Origin of the sequence: Nonomuraea sp. NPDC049028, from assembly GCF_043197735.1 — a bacterium.
Lineage (GTDB): Bacteria > Actinomycetota > Actinomycetes > Streptosporangiales > Streptosporangiaceae > Nonomuraea.
Window position 1 is genome coordinate 78,842 of the sequence record NZ_JBICTR010000008.1, and the last position, 24,338, is coordinate 103,179.

A 24,338-nucleotide genomic window follows, 5' to 3' on the forward strand; every position below is an offset into this window, starting at 1 on the left:
GAGCGAACCATCGCCAGGGGGCTTCTCACTGAAACGCTGCGGGCGTCGTCAGATGATGCCCTCGAGCTCGCGCAGCAGCATGGCCTTCGGCTTGGCGCCGATGATCTGCTTCACGACCTCTCCACCCTTGTAGACGTTCAGGGTGGGGATCTGGAGCACACCGTAGTCGCGCGGGACATCCGGGTTCTCGTCGATGTTGAGCTTGACGATCTCCAGCTTGTCGCCGTGCTCCTTGGCGATCTCCTCGAGGATGGGCGATACCTGACGGCATGGGCCGCACCACTCGGCCCAGAAGTCAACGAGCACGGGCTTGTCGCTCTTGAGGACCTCGGCCTCGAAGGTGGCGTCGGTTACTGCCTTCACGGTGCGCTCCTTAGTTTTCGTTCGAGGCCAGCCAGCGCTCGGAGTCGAGTGACGCCGAGCAGCCGGTGCCAGCCGCGGTGATGGCCTGCCGGTAGATGTGGTCGACGACGTCGCCCGCGGCGAAGACGCCGTCGATGTTGGTCGCCGTGCTGGGCGCGTCGACCTTGACGTAGCCGTCGTCGTCGAGGTCGATCTGGCCCTTGACCAGCTCGCTGCGCGGGTCGTGGCCGATCGCCAGGAACAGCGCGTCGGTGGCCAGCTCGCATTCCTCGCCAGTCTTGAGGTTGCGCAGCTTGACGGCCTCGACCTTGTCGGCGCCGAGGACGTCGACGACCTCGCTGTCCCAGATGAAGCGGATCTTGTCGTTCGCGAACGCCCGCTCCTGCATGATCTTGCTGGCGCGCAGCTCGTCACGGCGGTGCACGACAGTGACCATGCGGCCGAAGCGGGTCAGGAACGTGGCCTCCTCCATCGCGGTGTCACCACCGCCGACGACCACGATGTCCTTGTTGCGGAAGAAGAAGCCGTCACAGGTGGCACACCAGGAGACGCCCCGCCCGGACAGGCGCTTCTCGTTGGGCAGGCCCAGCTCGCGGTAGCCGGAGCCCATCGCCAGGATGACCGACTTGGCGTAGTAGGTCTCGCTGTGGGTCTTGATCACCTTGGGATTGGCCTCAAGGTCCACTTCGAGTACGTCGTCCGCGACCAGCTCGGCGCCGAACCGCTCGGCCTGCTTACGCAGGTTGTCCATCAGATCGGGGCCCATGATGCCGTCGGGGAAACCGGGGAAGTTCTCGACATCGGTGGTGTTCATCAACGCGCCGCCCGCCGTCACCGAGCCCTCGAAGACCAGCGGCTTGAGCTCGGCGCGCGCGGAGTAGACGGCCGCCGTGTATCCAGCGGGGCCGGATCCAATGATGATCACGTTACGCACGTCGCTCAACGCTCTCACGCCTTCCTAGTCTGCTCTTGCCTGTCGCCTCAACAGATCCTAGGCCGCCGTGATTCCCGGCCCCGTCCTCAACGCACGCCGAAAACGAAAGAGCCCGCCGAAGCGGGCTCTGACGTGGGCAATTAAGGGATCACCGACCTACCAGCGCCCCACCATGGGCTTACGCAGGCTCTTGCAGTTGAACGGATCGACGATGTCGACGCGGAGCGTCTTGGCCGCCTTGTTCTTCCAGGAGGTCATGATGATGGCCTCCGACCCGTTGAACTGGCCCTGGTCGACCGCGAATACCTTGAGCTTCGTACGGTTGGCCACCCGGCTGACGCACTTGTCGACCACGTCGATCTCCGAGGAACCGCCACCCGCTATGGGCGCGGGTCCGAAGATGCCTTCGAGCGGCTGCCGCAGCTCCTGTTCGCTGTAGTTGTGCCCGCTGTCGGTCAGCGCGTACGGCCTGGGCCGCACCTCCGCCTTGGGCGGCGGCGACGACGCCTCACCGGTCTGCAGCTGATGCCCACTGGCGATGGTGCCACCACCACCGCCCGCGAGCAGGCTGGTGGAGAGCACCGCGGTGCCCACCACAGCCGCCGCGGCAGCAGCGGCGACCGCGGGCATCGCCCATCGGCGCCGTCGTGCGGCCGTGTGCTTGGCAGGGACGATGGTGCCGTCGTCGGAGACCACCCCGAGGCGTACCGGCTCCGGCTCCCGCGGGGATTGCTCCCATGGGGAGTCCCGCATGAGCTCATCCCAGTTGGGGGGTTCCGCCAGGCCGACACCACCCCCGCGCGCGGATCCCGCCTCGGCGGCCAGCGCCTTGTCGATGCGCAGTGCGACTCCCATCGGCATGGCCGGTGTCGGAGTCGCCGCGAGCACCTCGCGAACCGCTGCCAGGTCGGCCAGTAGCTCCCCACAGGGGTCGCATACCGCGAGATGCTCGCGGACCTGGCGGGCCGTGCCAGCGTCTAGGAGACCCTCGGCCAACTCGGCCAGGATTTCCAGATCGTAGTGCGTATCACCCGTCACGAAGTTCTGCTCCCTTCGCGGATGAGACGCGACTGAGGTCCGATCGGTTCCGCAGATGCGAAAGAATTGGGGCAAGTTTCGCGCGCCCCCGCGCGCACCGGCTCTTCACCGTCCCGCTGGGCACTTCAAGCACCTGAGCTGCGTCTTCGACCGAATAGCCCATCATGTCGACGAGCACCAGCGCGGCGCGCTGGTCGGTCGGAAGCAGTTTCAGCGCGGCCGAAACCTCCATCGAAACCTCACGCTCACCCGTCTGGTCGGGCATCGGCGTGTCACGCTCGGCGGCCTCGATGAGCTCGTCATCGGCGACCGGTCTGACGGACTTGCGGCGCATCCGGTCGAGGCAGGCGTTCACCACGATCCGGTGCAGCCAGGTCGTGACCGCGGCCTCGCCGCGGAACGTGCTCGCCTTCCGGTAGGCGGAGACGAAGGCGTCCTGCACCGCGTCGGCCGCTTCGTCGGGATCGCCCAGCGTGCGCAGGGCCACGGCCCACATGCGGTCACGGTGTCTCTTGACGATCTCGCTGAAGGCGTGAGGATCCCCGTTGATGTGCGCGGTCAGCAGCTCGGCGTCGGTGACGGCGGGCCGCTCCGCGGAGGAGGGTGGCTCGGGTGGGGAGTTCACAAGAGGGATTCCTGGGTTATGCCGATCCGGGAGAATGCACCACTACTTCATAGATGGTGCCATGAAACTTGCCCGCATCTGCCGGAAGACGGGTAAACCAGATCAAAACGTACCTGCCGCTTGCGGCTTGATCAGGCTTCAAGGTGATCTTTCCGGACCCGTTCTTCTCCTTGGTGACGGTCTTCAGCGAGCCCAGCTCAGGCGAATCGCCGACCTTCAGCTCGACGCTCGCGCCCGATGCATCGGCCAGCGTAGCCACCACGTCGCCGATCGGCATGCTCTTGCCCATATCGAGCAGCAATCCCACCCCGGCCTTGAGGTTGCCCAGGTCGGCGCTGTTGTAGTTCTCCGTTTTCCAGAGCGTGCTGGGCTTGCCGTCGATGGCGAGCGGCGCCATCTCGTTCTTCTCATCCCGGTCGGCGAGCGGATCGAAGCCGGTCGCCTTCTCCGGCTTCACGACGACCATCGGCTGCGCCGACGCGGAGGCCGAGGCGCTCGGGGAGGTCTCCGCCTGCGGGGAGTTCGGACTGCCCAGACTGCGGCCGATCGTCCAGGCACCGACGCCGACCGCGGCGATGACGAGCAGCACCACGACGGTCATCAGCACCCGGTTGATCATGCTGCCGCCGCTGGGTGCGCGGGGCGGCATGGGCCTGGGCTGCGTCGGCAGAGGCGGGCGCGGCGGGCGCCGCTCGGTCTCGATGCCCTCGGAGTGCGAGACCGACTGCACCGCCGGCGTCTGGGGATAGGCGATCGGGATCGGCATGGGCCGGGCCACGTTGGCGAGCGCGTCGGCGATCTCGGACGGGCTGGACAGGGCGGCCTGCCCCTTGCGGGACTCGGGCAGGCAGGACCTGATGGTGACCGCGTCGAGATATCCGGGCACTCCGGCGGTGACCTGGCGGGGCGTGCAGAAGTGCCCGTCGATCATCGGCGCCGTGGGCAGACCGCCCTCCTCCTCGTCGCCCGGCCAGTGGCCGGACAGCCCCGCGTACAGCAGGCGGCCCAGCCCTTCGGCGTCGTCGAGGGCGGGCTGGTCGGTGGTGAGCCCGGACAGGGCGGCGTCGACCGCGACGCCGAGCACCTTGACCGTGTTGCCGGTCGTCCACACCAGGTGCGCCGGACGCAGGCACAGGTGGTAGAGGTCGGCCTCATGCGCGTGGGCCAGCGCCTCGGCGGCCTCGGCGACCAGGCCGGCGGCCCGCTCCGGCTCCAGCGGGCCGGCCGCGAGCAGGTCGGACAGGGTGTCGCCGGTGACCCACTCGCTGACCACGTACGAGTGATCGTCGTGCTCGGCGGCGTCGAACACCTGCGTCAGGCGCGGATCGGTGAGTCTGCTGGCGGCGCGGGCGGCCGTGACCACTTCGTGGACGCGGGGAAAGTCAGGGGAGAAGGTGTGGACCGCGACGGGGCGGGCGAGGATCTCGTCGATGGCCTTCCACAGGGTGGCTCCATCGGACTCGGTCACCCGGTCCTCCAGCCGGAAGCGTTCGGCGAGACGGGTGCCGGGTTCGACCGACGACGTGCTCACTGACTCACTCCGCTCGGCCGCTCGGGGGTGCTCATGACTCGACTCACCTGCGTGGGGGTGTACCACGTAGGCACGCTATGCCGGGTGGATCCGCCCACGCCCCTCCTGCTTCCATTCGCGCCGTGTCGGCACCATGCTAGTGCCGCGCCGGTTCCACCCGCGTTCCTTACCTGCCTACCCGCCCGGCAACCATCCCAACGATCGAGTTGATCTCCGGGATGCGCATGCGATGGGCGACTCCCAGATACAACAGCATGCCCAGGCCGCCGCCCACGGCCAAGGCGATCACCGAGTTGAGGAAGGTGAGCCCGCCGAACACATCCTGAACCGCCCAGACGGCCACCAGCGCCAGTGCCGCCGCGGGCAGTGCGGACAGGTACATCCTCGTCAGAGCCGTCCCGATCTTCCAGCCCCCCAGCCCCTTGACCCGGCGGGCGGCGAGAATCCAGGCGCCGCCGGCCCCGATGGTGTAGGCGACGGCGTAGGCGAAGGCCAACCCCATCACCGCGTACCGAGCCGGCAGCAGGACGTTGAAGACTACCATCAGCAGCGCGTTGACCGCCGTCGTCGCCGCGCCCACGTAAACGGGCGTCCGGGTGTCGCCGAAGCTGTAGAAGACCCGCAGCAGCAATTGGAAGATCGAGAACGGCACCAGCGCCAGGCCGTAGACCTGCAGCACGTTGCCGATGTAGACGGCCGCGTCGGCCGAGGTGACGCCGTGGGCGTACAACGGCACGGTGATCGCCGGGCCGAGCACCATCAGCAGCAGCGACACCGGGACCATCACCGAGCTGATGAGTCGCACGCTCGACCCGAACTCTGAGCGGACCTCGTCGAGCTGCCCCGCTTCTACCGCCCGGCTCATCCTGGGCAGCATGGCCGTGATCACCGAGACGCCGATGACGCCGTAGGGCAGCTGGAAGAGCTGGAAGGCCAGCGTGTACGGGCTGATGCCGTGGCCGGGCACCGCATCGCCCGCCGCGCTGGACAGGTTGGTCGTCAGCATGAAGCCGAGCTGCGTGACCACCACGTAGCCGATGGTCCAGATCCCGGCCCGGCCCATCTCGCCGAGCCGCGCGTTGCGCACGTCGAAGCGCGGGACGAAGGAGAACCCGATCCGCTTGAGCGCGACGATCAGCACGGCGGCCTGCGCCACGATGCCCGCCGTGGTGCCCAGGCCGAGCAGCGCGATCTGGCCGTTGGTGACCAGGCCGATGTCGCCGCCCGCCTTGCCGGCCACCACCATGTAGAGCACGAGCACACAGATGACCACGAGGTTGTTGATCACCGGCGCCCACATGGGAGCCGCGTAGCGGTCACGCGTGTTGAGAATGGCCCCGGCCACCGCGCCGACGCCGAAGAAGGCCAGCTGCGGCAGGATGAACCGGGCCAGCAGCACCGCGACCTCGAACTTGCGGCTGCCGGGCAGCCAGTCGGTGGTGTAGAGGTCGATGAGCAGGGGGGCCGCCAGCACGGCGAGCACGGCGACGACCAGCAGCGCCGCCGTGGCCAGCGTCATGAGGCGCTGCTCATAGGCCCGGCCGCCGTCATAGTCGCGCTGCTGCGCCTTGACGATCATCGGCACCACGACGCTGCTGAGCACGCCGAGCAGCAGTAGGTCGAGAATGCTGTACGGAATCGCGTACGCGGCGTTGTAGGCGTCACCCATGGCCAAGGTGCCGATCGCGGAGGCGAGCACCATCGTCCGCACGAATCCCGTGACCCTGGACACCATCGTGCCCGCCGCCATGATGGCGCTGGCCCGCAACATGCGGCTCATACGGTCTCACTCTCCCGGCTCTTGGCGGCCCGAGCGAGCCGTCGCTGCGATCTGCGCCGTAGCACCCGTGTCACGACCGCGGCGAGCATGACCGCCAGCGCCGCCCCGACGATGACCAGGGCGATCCCCGTGTAGCCGGTGGTGCGGATCGTCAGCTTGACCGGCTTGCCGTACGGCAGACCGTTCCTGGTCATCAGCTGGACGCTCACCGTGGCGTCACCGCTGGTCGTCGCGTTCATCCCCACCTGGACGCCGCCATTTTGATCGTTGGGGATCGTCAGCAGCTTCTTGGACGGCGTGGGGTTGATCTGGAGGACACCGGGATTGTTGCTCTTCACGTCGATGTAGAGAGCGATCGTCTCACCGATCGAATTCTTCACGCTGATGGGCACCTGGCCGTTGCTCCCGGCCAGCTGGCGCAGCTGGTCGGGGTCGGCCCCGGTGATCGAGATCTTGTTCATCTGGGTCTGAACGGCCCCGTCGACCAGCTTGGTGGCGGCGCGGCCCGCACGCGTGTTGTTGCGCCAGGACGAGGAGGCCAGCCTGAGCACCGCGGCGTCGAAGTCGGAGTGCGGCTTGGGCTCGGCCGCGATCAGGGCGGTGAGCTGTGCCTTCTCGGCCACTTTCTTGAGCGGGGCGAGGTACTTGGCGCTGAGCTCGTCCTTGCGGTCCTGGTCGGTGTAGGTGAGCGCGGCCCTGGGCACGGACGCCTTGCTCGGCTTGAGCGAGCCGAGCTGGGTCAGCGTCAGCCACGGCAGCCGGTTCGCGGTCTTGAGCAGAGTGTTGACCAGCTTCGGGTTCGGGTCCCAGCGGCGCGAGGGTGCGATGACCAGCGACCGGGGATTGGTCTGGCCAGGCTCGGAGGCGACCATCGCGGTCTCGGCGATGAAGCGCTGCTTGCTCAGGAAGACCGAGCCCGGCGCGGTGGAGTCGGGCTCGAAGGTGCGCGTGAGCTCCGCGTCGGCGACCAGCGCGGTGACCGGCCCCTCGACGCTGTCGAGCGTGGTGACGGCGTCGGGCGTGAACGCGACCGGCGGCTGCGGCGGCAGGTTCGTGGAGTTGAGCAGGACCCGGTCGACCTTGGAGACGTTGAGCAGGTCGAGCGCGTCGGGATCGAGCACGCCCGCGACCGGCCAGTTCGTCGTCAGCGACACGTCGCGCTTGAGCAGCTCCGTGGCGACCTGGCCGCCCATCGCGATCGCTGTGGCGGTCTGGCCGTCCAGCCCCTGGTGGGCGAGCGCGGCGACGTCGGGATCGGCGTACGGCGTGGCCACGACCGGGGAGGAGGCCAGCGCGGTGCGCAGCGAGTTGAGCCACTGCGCGGCGTTGGGGTCGGCGGCCTGGTCCTTGCCCTTGAGCCGGTGCTTGCGGGACAGAGCCTGCGCGTCGTCGAGGAGCGCGGGGTCCACGAACCAGGTGACGCTCTTGTGCGCCGTGGCGGCGATGCCGGCCAGCTCGGCGAGCCGGCCCTTGCCGGTCAGCTGCGGGCCCAGCTTGTCGTCGACGAAGTTGTCGTTCTCGGCGCGATGCGTCTGGTCGATGATGGGCAGCGCGATGGCCAGCCGGTTGCGCGGCAGTTTCTGCGGGGTCGGCGGCGCGTACGTCAGGTAGGTGCGCTGCGGCGTGGAGATCGACGCACCGAAGCGGGCCACGTCGACGGCGATCGGATAGACACCGAACGACGTCAGCCCGAGCTGCACGGGTGTCGCCAGGAGCTCGAAGGTCTTGGAGGCACCCGCCTCCAGCGCCGGGATGTCCATGAAGGAGACCTGCGTAGAGAGCCTCGTGGGCAGGGTCGCCGGGTTCTGGTCGGTCTGGTAGGCGGACATGGTGGCCCGGTCGGGGAACTTCTGCGGCTGGTAACGCAGCTGGACCCGCAGGCTGGTCATCGCCTCGCCCGTGTCGTTGCGGACCACTCCGGCGATCTTGATCTGCGTGGTCTGGCTCGTAGGCACATCGGGCGTGATGGACGTGATCGACACGTCCATCGACTGCCTGTTCGCCTTCCCGGCGGCCGTGCCCGGCGTCTTCGTGGCAGCAGTACTCGGCGTCGTCGCGGCCATGGGCGCGAGCAACGCGGCGGACAGTACGGCGAGCAGCGAGACCTTACGGATCACGCGTCCGCCCGAGCTGGAGTACGACGCACGCCCGCAATGGTACGGGCTCAGTGCCGTATCGCGACCGCCTGGCGGGATCCTCTGGGCCTCGGGATCCGCAGGTTCACGGTCTTGCCGGGCAGGAGTGTCAGCAGGTCAAGGGCGCGCATGGAGATGGCCGTGTGGCGTTCCCCGGTGGCCGTGAAGATCGCGTCGGCATCGGCGCGGAGGCGGTCGTCCACCGCCACGGCCAGGCCCTCGGGCAGCAGCAATGGGCTGACGAGCCCGGCCGCGTAGTCGGTGGCGGAATTGACCAGAAAGTCGGGGGCGAGGCGTACCTGCCGCACGCCGAGCGCGCCGCAGACGGCCCCGGCCTGCGGTGGGTCCGAGACGGCGGAGACGACGGCGACGACGACCTCGCGGCCGATTCTCGTGGCGACCTCGAACACCGTGACCGCCACGCACCGCCCGGGCGCGGCGGAGACCGCCTCGGGCAACTCGTCCACGCAAGTCATGGGGCGAGGAAGGCGTACGATCTCATGATGGACCTGGTGTGCGAGGAGCCAGCGGTGGATCGCGAGGGCGTCCTTCATAGAAGACCTCCTGGCCTGGTTCCATGGCCCCCGACGGTCCCCTGACCGACGGTAACCCCGACTGGATATTGCTCGGGGGATATGTTCCGGAATCAAAGGACCTACCCAGCTTGTCCGACTCAAATCTGACCGAAAGCCAGCAGCGGGCCATGACCGACCTGTTCCGTAAGATCGCTCCGGTGGCCGACGAGCTTGGCCGGTTGTTCGCCGCGCATGGGCACGAGCTGGCCCTCGTCGGCGGCCCGGTGCGCGACATCCTGCTCGGCCGCGTGGGCAACGATCTCGACCTGACCACCGACGCCAGGCCCGAACGGGTCCTGGAAATGGTCCGTGATTGGGCTGATTCGGTCTGGACGATCGGCATCGACTTCGGCACGGTCGGCGTGCGGAAGGGCGGCTCGCTGCTGGAGATCACCACCTACCGCAGCGAGTCGTACGACCCCAAGTCCCGCAAGCCGGAGGTCATGTACGGCGAGACGCTGGAGGCCGACCTGGAGCGGCGCGACTTCGCGGTCAACGCGATGGCCGTGCGGCTGCCGGGGCACGCGTTCGTCGACCCCTACGGCGGCCTGACCGACCTGTCGGCCAAGCTGCTGCGCACGCCGGGCACGCCCGAGCAGTCCTTCGACGACGACCCGCTGCGCATGCTGCGCGCCGCCAGGTTCGCCTCGCAGCTCGGCTTCACGGTCGACGCCAAGGCCCTCGCGGCGATGACCGACATGGCCGAGCGCATCGAGATCGTCTCGGCCGAGCGCATCCGTGACGAGCTCGACAAGCTGATCTGCGGCACCTACCCGCGCGAGGGCCTGCGCCTGCTGGTCGAGACCGGGCTGGCCGCGCACGTGCTGCCCGAGCTGCCCAAGCTGCGCCTGGAGATCGACGAGCACCACCGGCACAAGGACGTCTACGAGCACACGCTGACCGTCCTCGACCAGGCCATCGCCCAGGAGGACGACGGCAAGCCCGACCGGATCCTGCGCTGGGCCGCGCTGCTGCACGACATCGGCAAGCCCAAGACGCGGCGGCACGAGGCGGGCGGGCGGGTCTCCTTCCATCACCACGAGGTGGTGGGGGCGCAGATGGCCAAGAAGCGCATGACCGAGCTCAAGTTCCCCAAGGACGTGGTGGCCGACGTGTCGCAGCTGGTGGAGCTGCACCTGCGCTTCCACGGTTACGGCACGGGCGAGTGGACCGACAGCGCGGTGCGCCGCTATGTGCGCGACGCCGGTCACCTGCTCGACCGGCTCCACAAGCTGACCAGGGCCGACTGCACGACGCGCAACAAGCGCAAGGCGGCCACGCTGTCGCGTACGTACGACCAGCTAGAGGAGCGCATCGCCCGGCTGGCCGACGAGGAGGAGCTGGCCAAGATCCGCCCGGAGCTCGACGGCAACGAGATCCAGCGGATCCTCGGCGTCGGTCCCGGCCCGATCGTCGGGCGGGCGTACAAGTTCCTGCTGGAGCTCCGCCTGGACAAGGGGATGGTCGGCAAGGAGACCGCCACCGAGGCGCTGCTGGAGTGGGCGCGGGAGAGCGGCGCGTCACCGGCCGGCGACACGACTCCGGCTTGATCTCAGCAGGAGGCCGTGGCACGGCGCCCCGGATGATCAGCGGGAGGCCGTGGCGCGCGGCGTCGGGATGATCATCCGGTAGATCAGTGCGCCCGCCAGGTAACCGGCCGTCACGATCACCACGGCCGCGTAGGACTTGCCGTTGGCCGGCAGGATCGCCGCGGACAGGGCGGCCGCCAGCACGTACATGCCGTTGAACAGCATGTCGTAGATCGAGAAGGCCCGGCCCAGGTAGGCGTCCTCCACGTCGCGCTGGACCGTGACGTCGGCGCAGATCTTGACGCTCTGCCCGGCGATGCCGAGCACGAACCCGGCGATCGGCAGGCTCCACGTCTGGAACGGCACGACCAGCACCGCCGTGAGCACGCCGGCCACGACCAGCGCGATCGGTACCCACCGCTCGATCGTGAACCGCGCGGTGGCCCACGGAGTGACGATCACCGCGAGGAAGAAGCCGACACCCGAGGTGGCCACGACCAGGCTGAGCCCACGCAGCGCCACCTCGGAGTCGCCGCCGGAGAAGTAGTAGCGGTAGAGGATGATGCCGAGCGCGGTGGCCATGCCGTACATGAACCGGTGTGTCGCCATCGCGCCCATCGTGGCGGCGGCCGTACGGTGGCCCACCAGGTGCTTGGCGCCGTCGACGAGGCCGATGAGCACGTTGCGCACGGCCTCGCGGGCTTGCGGCCGCTCGGGGTCGAAGGAGGGGCCGAGCAGCGAGCGCTCCATGGTGCGGGCGATCAGCGCGCTCATCCCGGCGACCACGCCCGAGACGACCAGCAGCAGCGCCACGCCGAAGTCGCCGCTGCCGAACAGCTCACGCAGCAGGAAGCCCACCCCGGCGCCGAGAAAGGTGAAAACCGTGCCCGAGGTGGGCGTGACCGCGTTGGCGGCCATCAGCCGGTCTTCCGGCACCACGTGCGGCAGCGACGCGCCGAGGGCGGCCAGGAAGAACCGGTTGGCCGCGAGCACGCCGAGCGCGGCCGCGTAGAAGACCGTGTCGGGCACGTCGGCGGCGACCAGCGCCGCCGCCACGACCAACAGCGCGCCGCGCACGATCGGCGCGACGACGAGGATCTGCCGCCGCGACCAGCGGTCGATGAAGACGCCGACGAACGGGCCGAGAATGCTGTACGGCAGCAGCAGCACGGCCAGCCCGGCCGCCACCTGCAGAGCCGTGGTCTGCGTCTCCGGGCTGAAGAAGGCGAACCCGACCACGGCGAACTGGAAGACCCCGTCGGAGAACTGGGAGACCAGCCGGGTGGCGAACAGCCGTCGGAAGTCCCTGCCCTTCAGGACCACGCGAAGATCGGCGACGAATGACACGCAGTCAGCCTACTTCCGCCCGATTCACAGGTTGGTACAGCAGGCAGTCATTCGTCGCCAGTGGCCAACATGATCACGTACGCTTCGTAGCGTGACGATGGAAGAACACGTGGTGTTGGTCGACGGCGACGGCAACGCGATCGGCACCGCTCCCAAGAGCTCGGTGCACGGCCAGGAAACCCCGCTCCACCTGGCGTTCTCCAGTTACGTCTTCGACGAGGACAGCCGCGTCCTGCTGACCAGGCGCGCCGCGGGCAAACTGACCTGGCCGGGCGTGTGGACCAACAGCTGCTGCGGCCACCCGCTACCCGGCGAGCCGCTGAAGCACGCGGTCATCCGCAGGCTGTCCTACGAGCTCGGCCTGACGGTGGACCGGGTGGATCTCATGCTGCCGACGTTCACCTATCGCGCGGTCATGCCCAACGGCATCGTCGAACACGAGCTCTGCCCCGTCTACCGCGTGACGGTCGATGCCTCCGCCATCCCGAACCCGGACGAGGTTGACGAAATCCGGTGGATGCCCTGGAAGGAGTTCGCGGACGGCGTCCTGAGCACCCTGCTGGCGATCAGCCCGTGGTGCCGCGAACAGGTCCCCATGCTGAACGAACTGGGCACCAATCCCCTGGACTGGCGCCCGGCCTCGGTGGAGGAGCTGCCTCCCGCCGCCCGAAGCGCTGCCCGTACCGCTTTGTGAGATTTTGTGGGGCTTTGTGGGGCGCCGCGCGGAGTGCACGGCGCCGGACCACGGACCTATCTGTCCACTTCGCCGCGGATGAACTTCTCGACGTAGTCGCGCGCGTCGTCGTCCGAGTATTGGACCGGCGGCGACTTCATGAAGTAGGAGGACGCGCTCAGGATCGGTCCCGCGATCCCCCGGTCGAGGGCGATCTTGGCGGCGCGCACGGCGTCGATGATGATCCCCGCCGAGTTGGGCGAGTCCCACACCTCCAGCTTGTACTCCAGGGTGAGCGGCGTGTCGCCGAACGAGCGCCCCTCCAGCCGCACGAAGGCCAGCTTCCGGTCGTCGAGCCACGGCACGTGGTCCGACGGGCCGATGTGCACGTCGGCCTTGGCCATCTCGTGCGGGATCTGCGAGGTGACCGACTGCGTCTTGGAGATCTTCTTCGACTGGAGGCGCGTGCGCTCCAGCATGTTCATGAAGTCCATGTTGCCGCCGACGTTGAGCTGGTACGTGCGCAGCAGCTCGACCCCACGGTCCTCGAACAGCTTGGCCAGCACGCGGTGCGTGATGGTCGCGCCGACCTGCGACTTGATGTCGTCGCCGACGATCGGCACGCCGGCCGCGGTGAACTTCTCCGCCCATTCCGGGTCGGAGGCGATGAACACCGGCAGCGCGTTGACGAACGCCACCTTGGCGTCCAGCGCGCACTGGGCGTAGAACCGGTCGGCCGCCTCGGAGCCCACGGGGAGGTAGGACACCAGGACGTCCACCTGGCTCTCGCGGAGCACCTGGACGACGTCGACCGGCGACTCGTCGGACTCTTCGATGATCTCGCGGTAGTACTCGCCAAGTCCGTCGAAGGTATGGCCGCGCTGGACGATCACCCCGGTGGGCGGCACGTCCGCGAACTTGATCGTGTTGTTCTCGCTGGCGCCGATCGCCTCGGACAGGTCGCGGCCGACCTTCTTGGCGTCGACGTCGAACGCGGCGACGAACTCGACGTCGCCCACGTGATAGTCGCCGAACTTCACGTGCATCAGGCCCGGCACCCGTGTGGCCGGGTCGGCGTCCTTGTAATAGTGAACGCCCTGAACCAGTGACGCCGCGCAGTTGCCAACACCGACAATGGCCACGCGAACCGAACCCATCGCACTCGCTCCCTTACTCATCAGTTGATCTCTCGGGGTTCTCCTCAGAGGAGCCCCGTCTCTCTGTCGCGATCAGCTCGTTCAGCCACCGCACCTCGCGTTCGACCGATTCGAGCCCGTGACGTTGCAGTTCGAGCGTGTAGCTGTCGAGGCGCTCCCTGGTGCGGGCCAGGGCCGTGCGCACGCTGTCGAGGCGTTCCTCCAGGCGGCTGCGGCGGCCTTCGAGGATCCGCAGTCTCACCTCCGCCTCCGTGTGCCTGAAGAACGCGAAGTGGACGCCGAAACTCTCGTCCTCCCACGCGGACGGCCCTGCCTGCGTCAGCAGGTCCTGGAGCCGTTCCTTGCCCTCCGCGGTCAGCTTGTAGACGATCTTCGACCGGCCCCCGACGATCGCGGCGGGCGCCGGCTGCTCCTCCACGATGAGGCCCTGTTCGAGCAGTGAGCGCAGACAGGGGTAGAGCGACCCGTAGGAGAAGGCGCGGAACATGCCCAGCAAGGCATTGAGCCGTTTGCGCAGCTCATAGCCATGTAGCGGCGTCTCGTGCAGCGACCCGAGCACGGCCAGCTCCAGCACTCTGCCCTGCCCGCTGGCCACTGGAACCGCCCCCTCTCACGTCGATGTATCGAGCCGATACATCCCGATGATACGTCGCGCCGCTATATCGCCGCAATTAACGACTTTGCCAAGGCGTTGGGATGATTCAGCAAAACGCCGTAGTCTGGCGCTCATGTGGTCACAGGGAAAGGTGGTGGACTACGGCCTTGCCAAGCGGGCGGTGGTCGACTTCCCGCACCCCAGGTGTACGTCGCCTGGGGATATTCGTGACGCACAGTCGTACCTCCTTCGCGCGGCGCGCCACTTCGGCGAACCGACCGAACACCTCTGCCCGATGTGCGAGGGGGAGAACGTCACCAACGTGACCTACGTCTCCGGGGATTCCCCGGGACGCCATGCCGGTGAGGCAAAGGTCGCGTCGGAACTCGCCGATATGGCCCATGATTACGATGAGTTCCGGGTGTACGCCGTCGAGGTCTGTCAAGGTTGTTCCTGGAACCACCTGACGGTGTCGTTCGTCCTCGGCAACGGACCGCCGGACCGCGTCGGGCGACCGTAGAAGACCGAGGACGGCGAGGAGCCCCACGCCCATCCGCCGTGCTATCCGACGACGTTGTGAGGACGTGTGAGTAACAGCAGCAATGAGGGGACGGGTCGGCCTGGAAGGCGCCGTCGCTCCAACTCATCCCGTTCTGTGCCCCAAGACAATTCGCCGCAAACCGGCGAAGCAGGCTGGGGGGCGGCACAGCCTCAGCGTCGGCCGGAAGCCGCGTACGAGCAGACCGGCGCGATGGCCGCCCAGCCATACGCGGACCCCCAGCAGCCGGGCCCCCAGCAAATGGGCTCCCAGCGTCCGGGCATGCCGCAATCAGGCCCCCAACAGCCGGGTCCGGGCAGTCCCGGCCCCCGCCAGCCGGGTCGGCGCGAGGCCGCGCCGCGCGAGCCTGGGCGGCGCCAGGGCGGCCGTGAGCGCTCGCGCGGCGAAGGCGAATACGACACCCGCGCCCGCAGCAACCAGGAGACCATGATCAGCGACGCGCCCAGGCGGGCGCGCGGGCGCGGCTCCGGCGGACCCCAAGGGCCTGGCGGCCCCGGCGGCCCCGAGGGCCCTGAGCGGCCCAAGGACGAGCGGCCGAAGTGGCGCCGCTTCATCCCCAGCTGGAAGATCGTCATGGCCTCGATGACGGTCCTCGCGGCCGGCATCTTCGGCATGATCGCGGTGGCCTACGCCAACACCCCGGTGCCCGACGAGAACGACACGCAGGCCGGGGCGACCGCCCAGGGCAGCACCGTCTACTTCTCGGACGGCAAGAAGGTCATCGCCAAGCTCGGCACACCCCGGAAGATCATCCCGTACGAGCAGATGTCCGAGAAGCTCAGGGACGCCACGGTGGCCATCGAGAACGACACGTTCTACGAGGACTCCGGCATCTCCATCTCCGGCATGGCCCGCTCGCTGTGGATGACCGCGACGGGTCAGCAGTTGCAGGGCGCCTCGACGATCACCCAGCAGATGGCCCGCGGTTACTACGGCGGCCTCAGCTCGGAAGTCTCGATCAAGCGTAAGGTCAGCGAGATCTTCATCGCGGTCAAACTCAACCAGACGAAGTCCAAAGAGGACATCCTTAAGACCTACCTCAACACCGTCAACTTCGGCCGGGCCTACGGCGTCGAGGCGGCAGCCCAGGCGTATTTCGGCAAGAGCAAGCATGCCTCGAACCTCACCCTGTCGGAGGCGGCCTACCTGGCCGCGCACATCCAGACGCCGAGCTGGGGCTCCGAGGACCCCGCGCTCAAATTCCGCTGGAAGACCGTCCTGGACTACATGGCCAAGCAGTGGCCGGACAAATACGCCGCGGAAGCGAAGACGGCGGAGTGGCCCAAGATCAAGAAGTCCAACACGGACAGCGCCTACGCGGGTCTCAACGGCTACATGCTCGAGGCGGTCACTCGGGAACTCGAGGCGCGCGGCATCACCATGGACGCCATCAAGAGCAGCGGCTACGAGATCGTCACCACCTTCGACAAGAGGCTCATGCAGGCCGCCAAGACCGCGGTGCAGGACGCGACGAAGAACATGTCGAAGGAGTTCCACACCAGTCTCGCCGCCGTTGACCCCAAGAACGGCCGCGTGGTGGCCTTCTACGGAGGCACTGACTACCTCAAGGACCCGTGGAACGAGCCCTTCGACTCGGCCAAGCAGGCCGCCTCCGCGTTCAAGCCCTACGTGCTGGCCGCATGGCTGAAGGCCGGATACTCGATCAACAGCTACGTACCGGGCAGCGTCACGGTGCCGAAGGAACTGCCGGGGCAGCAGCCCGGCGGTTTCAAGAACAGCCACAACGTGGGCGCCTCGATCGACGTGGTCAAGGCGACCGCGCAGTCCGTCAACACCGCCTACGTGTCGATGGCGTACGCGCTGCCCGAAAGGATCGACGACGTCAAGAGCCTCGTCGAGTCGGCCGGGTTCAGCCGGACGCGCATGGAGAAGGACGTCGATGACCACGGCTACGGGTTTGCCATCGGTAGCGCGCCGGTCACCGCCGTGGAGCAGGCGGCCGGATACTCGATCTTCGCCAACGCCGGCAAGTACACCAAATATCACGTGGTGAAGGAGATCAAGCTGAACGGGCAGGTCGCCTATCCCGAGCAGAAGTCCTCCAAGAACGTGATCAGCCCCGAGGCCGCCGCCGACGCGACGGTGGCCATGCAGGAGGTGCTGCGGAGCGGCACCGCGAGGGGCAAGGGCCTGGGCAACCGCCCGGCGGCGGGCAAGACCGGTACGAACAACGACGAGAAGGAAGCCTGGTTCGTCGGTTACACTCCGCAGCTGTCTACGGCGGTCGGTATGTACCGTGAGGTGTGCAAGACGAAGACCGGCAAGGTCGTCCAGCCCATCAACTCGAACTGCCCCATCACCCCCAAGGGTCAGCCGCCATCCAAGAAGTACAACGTCAACAAGCCTTACACCAAGGCGTATGAGACCACGCTGCAGTTCGAGGGTGCGGACACGCCCACCACGATCTGGCGCGCGTTCATGACCGCCGCACTCCAGAACAAGCAGGTCGAGCAGTTCCCCACCAGGGCCGACATCGGGCAGCCGGAGAACATCGTGCCGAGCCCGACGCCCACGCCGACGCCCACCGAGGACGACCCGTCCCTTGAGGACGAGGACCCCAACGCCAACTGCGGCGTCGTCCCGCCGTGCACCGGCGACGACGACCAGATCATCACGGTCGACCCCAACCAGAACGGCGAGCCGCAGGACGACGGCGGCGGTTTCGACGGGCGGGGCCGCCAGGGCCAGGGGTCCAACCCGGTCATCGTTCCCGGTCCGATGCCGAGCGGACGCGAGGACTGGTGACGTCGAGCACCGAGGTCCGCCCACCGCTCATGAACCGGGCCGTGCCGTACCTTCCCCTGGGGCTGTTCGCGGCCCTGGGGGCCACGCTCGCCTACATCGTGCGGCTGCCCTGCCGCACGGGCGGGTGGAACGACCAGGTCTCGACGTACACGAACTTCTGCTACACCGATATCTACCCGCTCTACTTCGACCGGCAGCTGGCGACGCAGAACCCCTATTTCGCCGACGTGCCGTTCGACAAGCACGTCGAATATCCGGTGGTCCTCGGCGAGGTCATGCAGGTGATCAGCTGGATCGCCCGCTGGCTGGAGCGCGACGTGGTCGCCCAGGCGGTCAGGTTCTACGACATCACCGTCATCCTGCTCGGCGTCTGCCTGGTGGCCGGCGTGCTGCTGATGGCGGCGGTGGCGGGACCGACCAGGCGGTGGGACGCGCTCTGGTACGCGCTCGCCCCGTCGATCGTCCTGGCCGCCTACATCAACTGGGACCTGGTCGCGGGCGCGCTGTCGATGGGCATGCTGCTGGCCTGGGCCCGGAAGCGGCAGGTGCTGGCCGGCGTGCTGCTCGGCCTGGCGATCGCGACGAAGTTCTACCCGATCATGTTCGTCGGCGCGCTCCTGCTGCTCACCATGCGCACCGCGCGATGGCGGCCGTTCCTCGTCACGATGGGTGCGACCGCCGGGTCATGGCTGGTGGTCAACGTGCCGTTCATGGTGCTGGCCTGGGACGGCTGGCGCCGCTTCTACGTCTTCTCCGAGGAACGCGGCGTCGACTGGGGCTCGCCCTGGCTGTTCTTCCAGAACAAAGGCTGGCCGATCCTGGGTGACACCGACGTCAGCCGCCTGGGCATGGTCTCGCTGGGCCTGCTGTGCCTGGGCATCGCGGCCCTCACGCTGATGGCGCCGCGCCGGCCGAGACTGGCGCAGATCTGCTTCCTCGCGCTGGCCGCGTTCATGATGACGAACAAGGTGTGGTCGCCGCAGTTCGTCCTGTGGCTGGTGCCCTTCGCGGTGCTGGCCAGGCCCAACTGGAAGCCGATCGCGCTCTGGCAGGTCGCCGAGATCTGGTATTTCTGCGCGATCTGGCTCTATCTGCTCTCCCAGTCTCCGGTCAGCCGTCCCGACCTGGGCATCGGCGACAACACCTACTTCACCGCCGTATGGGGACGGGTCCTCACGATCGCCATCATGATGGCCTTCGTGGTACGTGACATCCTGCGTCCCGACAAGGACGTCATCCGGCAGACAGGCATCGACGACCAGGCCGGCGGCGTCTTCGACGGCGCGCCGGACCGGTTCACCCTGCGCCCGGCCTAGCCATGATCACCCGCTCGGCCGACCGCGACGCGACGCTCCTCTGGTTCGCCTCGCGCGGCGGGCTGCTGGTGGCGACCCTGCTCGGGGTCGCGCTGCACGACTATGTGGGCACGTGGCGGAAGTGGGACGCCGGGCTGTTCATCACGATCGCCGAGCACGGCTACGACGGCGATCCCGGCAGGCCGCCGGACGCCGGGCTGCCCGCGTTCTTCCCCGGACTGCCGCTGGCGATGCGGGTGGTCCACCTCGTGGTGCCGGACTGGACGGCCTGCGGGCTGATCGTCTCGCTGGTCGCCGGTCTGGTGGCGGTGGTGGCGCTGGCCAGACTGACGGAGTTCGAGGGCGGCTCGGGGTGGGCCGCGGTGGCCGGGCTGCTGCTGTTCCCGATGGCCGTCTTCCTGGTCGCCGGCTACAGCGAGGCGCTGTTCCTGGCGTTCGCGATCCCCGCCTGGCTGGCCGCCCGCCAGGGTCGTTGGCCGCTGGCCGCCGCCCTGGCCGCGGGCGCCTCCTGTGTACGCATCACCGGGCTGTTCCTGGCGGTCGCGCTGATCGTGGAGTTCCTCACCAGCAGGCAGCCCATCCGGCGGGCGCCGTGGCTGCTCGTCCCCTTCCTGCCGCTGGTGGCGTACTCCTTCTTCCACTACAGCCGCTCGGGAGATTGGCTCGCCTGGAAGCACGCCCAGGAGGCCGGGTGGGGACGGCAGATGGTGTGGCCGTGGCAGGCGTGGAGCACCACGTGGCAGTCGGCCATGGGCACGGGTGACTTTGCGATCGCCTTCCGCATGGAACTGGCCGGTGCGGTGGTGGCCGTGGCCGCGCTCGTCTGGCTGCTGATCATGCGCCGGTGGAGCGAGCTGGTTTACACGGGGTTACAGGCGGGGGCGCTCATGACCTCCGCGTACTACCTGTCGATCCCGCGTTCGCTGTTGCTGTGGTTCCCGCTGTGGGTGGCTTTCGGCCGGCTGGTGGCCCGGTATCCATGGGTGATGGTGGTGTACGCCCTGGTGGCGGGGCCGCTCATGCTGCTCGACGTGGTCCGCTTCCTGAGCGGCGCCTGGGCAGGATGATCTCCATACCCACTTTCGGGACTCGGTAATCCAGGGAAGTTATCCACAGGCTGTGTGTATTCGCTAGAGGTTCTTCCTCAGGAACGCGATGTCGTCGGCCTGACCATCGCCGGGCGTCTCCACCACGATGGGCGCGGCGGCCGCGCGGCAGACCGCCAGGATGAGCTCGGGGTCGATCTTCCCGTTGCCCAGGTTGGCGTGCCGGTCGGCACCGGAGTCGAACTCGTCGCGCGAGTCGTTGCAGTGCACCAGGTCGATGCGGCCGGTGATCGCCTTGACCCGGTCGACCAGGTCGAGGAGCTCCTCGCCGCCCGCGTGCGCGTGGCAGGTGTCGAGGCAGAAGCCCACGTCGAAGCCGTCGAGGGCGTCCCAGAGCCGGGCGATGCGGTCAAGCCTGCGGGCTATCGCGTTGTCGCCGCCCGCGGTGTTCTCGATCAGCACCGGGATCGGGCACTCCATGCGCTCGAACACCTTGCGCCAGTTGTCGAACCCGATCTGCGGGTCCTCGTTCTTGTTGAGGTGGCCGCCGTGCACGATCAGGCCCTTGGCGCCGAGCCCGGCCGCCGCCTCCAGGTGCTGGGCGAGCAGCTTGCGGCTGGGGATCCTGATGCGATTGTTGGTGGTGGCGACGTTGATCAGGTAGGGCGCGTGGATGTAGATGTCGACGCCCTCGACCGGCTCGGCCGGCAGCACGGGCTTCTTGTAACCCTGTGGATCGCCCAGGAAGAACTGCACCACCTCGGCCCCGATCGCGGCCGCGTGGGCGGCTGGGTCGTCCTGACCTACGTGAGCTCCGATGCGCACCATGTCACGAGCTTATCCGTTTGGAGCAGAGGGCTCAGGGAAGTCGCCAGGCGCCCCCTACGCGAGGAGAACGATATGACGCGCTGGCGCTGGCGCTCACTGATCTTCTTAATTTGGGTTCTTATCGGCATCTATGTGGCCTGGGTCTACCACTACATCACCCCGGGGATCCTCCGGAACATCGCCGAGGCGCTCCTCGCGGTCTTCCTGTGGTTCCTGGTGCTGCTCGGCGTGGATCTGCATATTGGTAAATGACCTCAGGCGAACGGTCCCGGCCATGCCGGGACCGTTTCGCATGGCATCAGCCGCTCAGGGCAGGAATCCGCCGTGCGCGATGCCGAGCGCGACGCCGACGAACGACGCCACCAGGCCGATGATGTTCAGCGAGCGCTGGGGCGTGGTCACCGAGACGTACTGCGAGTAGAGCCCCATCCCGAATCCGAGCGTGCCGAACCACGCGGAGATCGGGTGGGCGGCGACGAAGAACGTCGAGATGAAGGCCACCAGCCCGCACACGAGCGTGGCGACGGCCAGGACGTTCTCGATCGGGTGCGGCGCCCCGTCGCTGTTGAGCGTGAGTCTGAACCGCTGGGTCTCCGGAGGTTGCAGGATGTGCGGCACTAATGTCACCCCCATGGGTTTCCTACAGGTCCTTCCCATCCGCGAGCGGCTGGTAACCTGGTCAAGCTGCGTTGTGATGGGTGATCCATCAGCCTGAGACGCCGAAAGGGGTGTCCGGGTCCTGACGTCAGCGTCCTCCTGTCACGGCAGAGTGTCGTGACCGCAAAAGTCCAGAGGAGGTTGGAGTCCCGCATGCGTCGTTACGAAGTAATGGTCATTCTGGACCCTTCGCTCGATGAGCGCACTGTGGCGCCGTCCCTCGACCAGTTCCTCACCGTCGTCCGCAACGACGGCGGCACTGTGGAGAAGGTCGACGTCTGGGGCCGTCGCCGTCTCGCCTACGACATCGACAAGAAGTCGGAAGGCATCTACGCCGTCATCGACCTGTCCGCGGAGCCCGCGACGGTCAAGGAGCTCGACCGGCAGATGAACCTCAACGAGGGCATCCTGCGCACCAAGGTTCTCCGCCCCGACGTGCACTAAGCAGCCGTTGCCCGGCTTTTTGTCGGGCGGCAGCCGTACTCTGAGCCGTAACCAAAGCGAAGGCGTGCAGGAAGGCGAGCGCAAGCCATGGCAGCAGGCGACACCGTAATCACCATCGTCGGCAACCTTGTCGACGATCCGGAGCTGCGCTTCACCCCCACGGGTCAAGCCGTGGCTCGATTCCGCATCGCGTCCACTCCGCGGTTCATGGACCGCCAGACCAACGAGTGGAAAGACGGCGAAAGCCTCTTCCTGACCTGCAACGTGTGGCGGCAGGCGGCGGAGAACGCCGCCGAGAGCCTCCAGCGCGGCATGCGGGTCATCGTGCAGGGGCGGCTCAAGCAGCGGTCTTACGAGACCAAGGAAGGCGAGAAGCGCACGGTCTACGAGGTCGAGGTCGACGAGGTCGGCCCGTCTCTGCGTAACGCCACGGCCAAGGTCAACCGCACCACCCGTCAGGGTGGCGGCGGTGGCGGCGGCTTCGGTGGCAGCCCGGCCGACGACCCGTGGGCCTCCGCGTCGCCCGCTCCGCCCCAGGGCGGCGGCGGTTTCGGCGGCGGCGGTGGCGGTGGCGGCTACCAGGGCGGCGGTCAGCAGGGCGGCTCCGGCGGCTTCGGCGGCGGCGGCAACGACTTCAGCGACGAACCGCCTTTCTAATTCCAGTTCACCAGCCCGAGTCCATTCCCGCTTGACGGCGGGGCTCTGAAAGGAGCACCACGATGGCAAAGCCGGCACTGCGCAAGCCCAAGAAGAAGGTTTGCCTGTTCTGCCACGACAAGATCTCCTACGTCGACTACAAGGACACGGCTCTGCTGCGGAAGTTCATCTCCGACCGCGGCAAGATCCGGGCCCGCCGGGTGACGGGCAACTGCACCCAGCACCAGCGTGACGTGGCGACCGCGATCAAGAACGCCCGTGAGGTGGCCCTGCTGCCTTACACGAGCACCGCGCGCTAAGGGAGGACTGTCGATATGAAGCTCATCCTCACCAACGAGGTCTCCGGCCTCGGCACCCCTGGCGACATCGTCGAGGTCAAGGACGGCTACGGCCGTAACTTCCTCATCCCGCGCGGCTACGCCATGCGCTGGACGCGTGGCGCCGAGAAGCAGATCGAGTCCATCAAGAAGGCTCGTGACGCTCGCGAGATCCGCGACCTGGGCACGGCCAAGGAGGTCGCCGGCCAGCTCGGCGCCCTTCGCGTCCGCCTGGTCACCCGCGCGGGCGACTCCGGCCGCCTGTTCGGGTCGATCACCACGGGTGACGTCGCCGAGGCCGTCAAGGCCGCCGGCGGTCCCATCCTCGACCGCCGCCGCATCGAGATCGTCAACCCGATCAAGAGCGTCGGCTCGCACAAGGTCAGCGTCAAGCTGCACCCCGAGGTCTCGGCGTCGGTCGACGTCGAGGTCGTCGCCGGCTGACGACTCTCAGCTCCGCCGCTGCCCCCTCTCGCCCGCGAGAGGGGGCAGCGCTGTCTCTAGGGCCGTATGGGTGCAGGTGGGGGACATAGTGCACTGTCCCGCAGCGTAGGATTTGCTCGTTCTTCCCGCGCCCCTTCCCTGGAGGCCCCCAGCCATGGCCCGACCCTCGATGCTGCTGGCCCTTGGCGTGCTCGCGGCGGCGGCCGTCGCCTGCGCCCCCGCCGACACCCCGCCAAGCGCCGCCCCGGTCAGTCCCACGGCGTCTACCGCGTGCACCAAGGACCAGCTCAAGCTCATCAACGCCGGCAAACTGACGATCGCCACCGACAAGCCCGCCTTCGAGCCGTGGTTCAAGGACGACGACCCGAGCAACGGCCAGGGCTTCGAGAGCGCGGTCGCGTTCGCCGTGGCGGGCGAGCTCGGCTTCGACCGCACCGAGGTGCAGTGGAGCACGGTCAAGTTCGACTCGGCCTTCGCACCGGGTGCCAAGCAGTTCGACTTCGACATCAACGAGGTCTCGATCACCCCGGACCGAGCCAAGGCGGTCGACTTCAGCCACGGCTACTACACGGTCAAGCAGGCCATCGTGGCCATGGGGGACGGCAAGTTCGCCGGCGCGAAGAGCCTGGCCGAGCTCAAGGACGCGAAGATAGGCGTGCAGGTCGGCACGACCTCCCTCAACGCGGTCAAGGAGGTCATCAAGCCCGGTGCCGAGCCCAACGTCTACACCGACCAGATCGACGCCATCAACGCGCTGAAGAACAAGCAGGTCGACGCGATCGTCGTGGACCTGCCCACGGCCTTCTACGTGACGGCCGCGCAGGTCGAGAAGTCGAAGATCGTCGGCCAGTTCAGCTCGATCGGCGGCACGCCTGAGGAGTTCGGCCTGGTCATGGAGAAGGGCGGCGCGCTCAAGCCGTGCGTTGACAAGGCCGTCGACGCGCTGAAGTCCAAGGGCGAGCTGGCCAAGATCCAGCAGCAGTGGCTCAGCGCGGCCGCGGGCGCGCCCGAGCTGAAGTGAG

General features: G+C 67.8%; 25 protein-coding genes. 12 read left to right on the forward strand and 13 right to left on the reverse strand.

Annotated elements, in window-relative coordinates:
• Positions 1-48: 48 nt before the first annotated feature.
• From trxA to ACGFJ2_RS30665, 8 genes are all read right to left on the reverse strand, one after another.
• Positions 49-363, reverse strand: coding sequence for a thioredoxin (gene trxA, locus ACGFJ2_RS30630; RefSeq protein ID WP_225300927.1), 315 nt, complete (start codon positions 361-363; stop codon positions 49-51).
• A 10-nt stretch (positions 364-373) separates the two neighbouring features.
• Positions 374-1,306, reverse strand: coding sequence for a thioredoxin-disulfide reductase (gene trxB, locus ACGFJ2_RS30635; RefSeq protein ID WP_357939722.1), 933 nt, complete (start codon positions 1,304-1,306; stop codon positions 374-376).
• Between the two features lie 147 nt (positions 1,307-1,453).
• Positions 1,454-2,335: an anti-sigma factor family protein gene (locus tag ACGFJ2_RS30640; RefSeq protein WP_393474133.1), complete on the reverse strand. Its 882-nt coding sequence runs from the start codon at positions 2,333-2,335 to the stop codon at positions 1,454-1,456.
• Positions 2,325-2,960, reverse strand: coding sequence for an RNA polymerase sigma factor SigM (gene sigM / locus ACGFJ2_RS30645; RefSeq protein WP_357938144.1), 636 nt, complete (start codon positions 2,958-2,960; stop codon positions 2,325-2,327). The genes ACGFJ2_RS30640 and sigM overlap by 11 nt, the downstream gene beginning before the upstream one ends.
• Before the next feature lie 16 nt (positions 2,961-2,976).
• The gene (locus ACGFJ2_RS30650) at positions 2,977-4,491 is read right to left on the reverse strand and encodes a protein kinase family protein (protein WP_357938142.1); all 1,515 of its coding nucleotides are present in this window, start codon (positions 4,489-4,491) and stop codon (positions 2,977-2,979) included.
• A gap of 166 nt (positions 4,492-4,657) precedes the next feature.
• Positions 4,658-6,271, reverse strand: a complete 1,614-nt coding sequence (murJ, locus tag ACGFJ2_RS30655; RefSeq protein ID WP_357938140.1) for a murein biosynthesis integral membrane protein MurJ — start codon at positions 6,269-6,271, stop codon at positions 4,658-4,660.
• The gene (locus tag ACGFJ2_RS30660; protein WP_357938138.1) at positions 6,268-8,388 is read right to left on the reverse strand and encodes a DUF6049 family protein; all 2,121 of its coding nucleotides are present in this window, start codon (positions 8,386-8,388) and stop codon (positions 6,268-6,270) included. The genes murJ and ACGFJ2_RS30660 overlap by 4 nt, the downstream gene beginning before the upstream one ends.
• A 47-nt stretch (positions 8,389-8,435) precedes the next feature.
• Positions 8,436-8,882 (reverse strand): YbaK/EbsC family protein, encoded by a 447-nt coding sequence (locus ACGFJ2_RS30665; protein WP_393475078.1) that lies wholly within the window; start codon positions 8,880-8,882, stop codon positions 8,436-8,438.
• A gap of 227 nt (positions 8,883-9,109) precedes the next feature.
• On the opposite strand from ACGFJ2_RS30665, the gene ACGFJ2_RS30670 reads away from it, so the two are divergent.
• A complete protein-coding gene (locus ACGFJ2_RS30670; RefSeq protein WP_357939720.1) occupies positions 9,110-10,531 on the forward strand; it encodes a CCA tRNA nucleotidyltransferase in 1,422 nt (473 codons plus the stop codon).
• Positions 10,532-10,567: 36 nt separating this feature from the next.
• Here the strand turns inward: ACGFJ2_RS30670 and ACGFJ2_RS30675 are convergent, their stop codons facing one another.
• Positions 10,568-11,857 carry an MFS transporter gene (locus ACGFJ2_RS30675; protein ID WP_393474138.1) on the reverse strand — a complete coding sequence of 430 codons (1,290 nt, stop codon included), beginning with the start codon at positions 11,855-11,857 and terminating at the stop codon, positions 10,568-10,570.
• Between the two features lie 97 nt (positions 11,858-11,954).
• On the opposite strand from ACGFJ2_RS30675, the gene idi reads away from it, so the two are divergent.
• Positions 11,955-12,551 (forward strand): isopentenyl-diphosphate Delta-isomerase, encoded by a 597-nt coding sequence (gene idi / locus ACGFJ2_RS30680; protein WP_357939718.1) that lies wholly within the window; start codon positions 11,955-11,957, stop codon positions 12,549-12,551.
• A 56-nt stretch (positions 12,552-12,607) separates the two neighbouring features.
• Here idi and ACGFJ2_RS30685 read toward each other — a convergent pair whose 3' ends face one another.
• Together ACGFJ2_RS30685 and ACGFJ2_RS30690 are read right to left on the reverse strand one after the other, a co-directional pair.
• The gene (locus ACGFJ2_RS30685) at positions 12,608-13,687 is read right to left on the reverse strand and encodes an inositol-3-phosphate synthase (protein ID WP_357938133.1); all 1,080 of its coding nucleotides are present in this window, start codon (positions 13,685-13,687) and stop codon (positions 12,608-12,610) included.
• Positions 13,688-13,700: 13 nt separating this feature from the next.
• Positions 13,701-14,282: a PadR family transcriptional regulator gene (locus tag ACGFJ2_RS30690; protein WP_357655325.1), complete on the reverse strand. Its 582-nt coding sequence runs from the start codon at positions 14,280-14,282 to the stop codon at positions 13,701-13,703.
• Positions 14,283-14,415: 133 nt separating this feature from the next.
• Here ACGFJ2_RS30690 and ACGFJ2_RS30695 point away from each other — a divergent pair, with 133 nt between their 5' ends.
• The 4 genes from ACGFJ2_RS30695 (at position 14,416) to ACGFJ2_RS30710 (ending at position 19,990) form a co-directional block, all read left to right on the forward strand.
• Positions 14,416-14,802: a DUF5318 family protein gene (locus tag ACGFJ2_RS30695; protein ID WP_357938131.1), complete on the forward strand. Its 387-nt coding sequence runs from the start codon at positions 14,416-14,418 to the stop codon at positions 14,800-14,802.
• 300 nt (positions 14,803-15,102) lie between these two features.
• A complete protein-coding gene (locus ACGFJ2_RS30700; protein WP_393474143.1) occupies positions 15,103-17,607 on the forward strand; it encodes a transglycosylase domain-containing protein in 2,505 nt (834 codons plus the stop codon).
• Positions 17,604-18,923 carry a glycosyltransferase family 87 protein gene (locus ACGFJ2_RS30705; RefSeq protein ID WP_393474146.1) on the forward strand — a complete coding sequence of 440 codons (1,320 nt, stop codon included), beginning with the start codon at positions 17,604-17,606 and terminating at the stop codon, positions 18,921-18,923. Before ACGFJ2_RS30700 ends, ACGFJ2_RS30705 begins: the two co-directional genes overlap by 4 nt.
• Positions 18,924-18,925: 2 nt before the next feature.
• The gene (locus ACGFJ2_RS30710) at positions 18,926-19,990 is read left to right on the forward strand and encodes a mannosyltransferase family protein (RefSeq protein WP_393474149.1); all 1,065 of its coding nucleotides are present in this window, start codon (positions 18,926-18,928) and stop codon (positions 19,988-19,990) included.
• A gap of 63 nt (positions 19,991-20,053) precedes the next feature.
• Here ACGFJ2_RS30710 and ACGFJ2_RS30715 read toward each other — a convergent pair whose 3' ends face one another.
• Positions 20,054-20,797 carry a deoxyribonuclease IV gene (locus ACGFJ2_RS30715; protein ID WP_357938123.1) on the reverse strand — a complete coding sequence of 248 codons (744 nt, stop codon included), beginning with the start codon at positions 20,795-20,797 and terminating at the stop codon, positions 20,054-20,056.
• Between the two features lie 72 nt (positions 20,798-20,869).
• Here ACGFJ2_RS30715 and ACGFJ2_RS30720 point away from each other — a divergent pair, with 72 nt between their 5' ends.
• Entirely contained in the window at positions 20,870-21,049 is a 180-nt protein-coding gene (locus ACGFJ2_RS30720) for a hypothetical protein (protein WP_225300943.1), read from the forward strand.
• 54 nt (positions 21,050-21,103) lie between these two features.
• On the opposite strand, the gene ACGFJ2_RS30725 is transcribed toward ACGFJ2_RS30720, so the two are convergent.
• Entirely contained in the window at positions 21,104-21,430 is a 327-nt protein-coding gene (locus ACGFJ2_RS30725) for a hypothetical protein (RefSeq protein WP_357938121.1), read from the reverse strand.
• Between the two features lie 177 nt (positions 21,431-21,607).
• On the opposite strand from ACGFJ2_RS30725, the gene rpsF reads away from it, so the two are divergent.
• From rpsF to ACGFJ2_RS30750, 5 genes are all read left to right on the forward strand, one after another.
• Positions 21,608-21,898 carry a 30S ribosomal protein S6 gene (gene rpsF, locus ACGFJ2_RS30730; protein WP_026214314.1) on the forward strand — a complete coding sequence of 97 codons (291 nt, stop codon included), beginning with the start codon at positions 21,608-21,610 and terminating at the stop codon, positions 21,896-21,898.
• 87 nt (positions 21,899-21,985) lie between these two features.
• Positions 21,986-22,555 (forward strand): single-stranded DNA-binding protein, encoded by a 570-nt coding sequence (locus ACGFJ2_RS30735; RefSeq protein ID WP_357938119.1) that lies wholly within the window; start codon positions 21,986-21,988, stop codon positions 22,553-22,555.
• Between the two features lie 62 nt (positions 22,556-22,617).
• Positions 22,618-22,854: a 30S ribosomal protein S18 gene (gene rpsR, locus ACGFJ2_RS30740; protein ID WP_020543048.1), complete on the forward strand. Its 237-nt coding sequence runs from the start codon at positions 22,618-22,620 to the stop codon at positions 22,852-22,854.
• A 15-nt stretch (positions 22,855-22,869) separates the two neighbouring features.
• On the forward strand, positions 22,870-23,316 hold the full coding sequence (gene rplI / locus ACGFJ2_RS30745; protein ID WP_225300946.1) for a 50S ribosomal protein L9: 447 nt from the start codon (positions 22,870-22,872) through the stop codon (positions 23,314-23,316).
• A 154-nt stretch (positions 23,317-23,470) separates the two neighbouring features.
• Positions 23,471-24,337, forward strand: a complete 867-nt coding sequence (locus tag ACGFJ2_RS30750; RefSeq protein WP_393474154.1) for an ABC transporter substrate-binding protein — start codon at positions 23,471-23,473, stop codon at positions 24,335-24,337.
• Position 24,338: the final 1 nt, after the last annotated feature.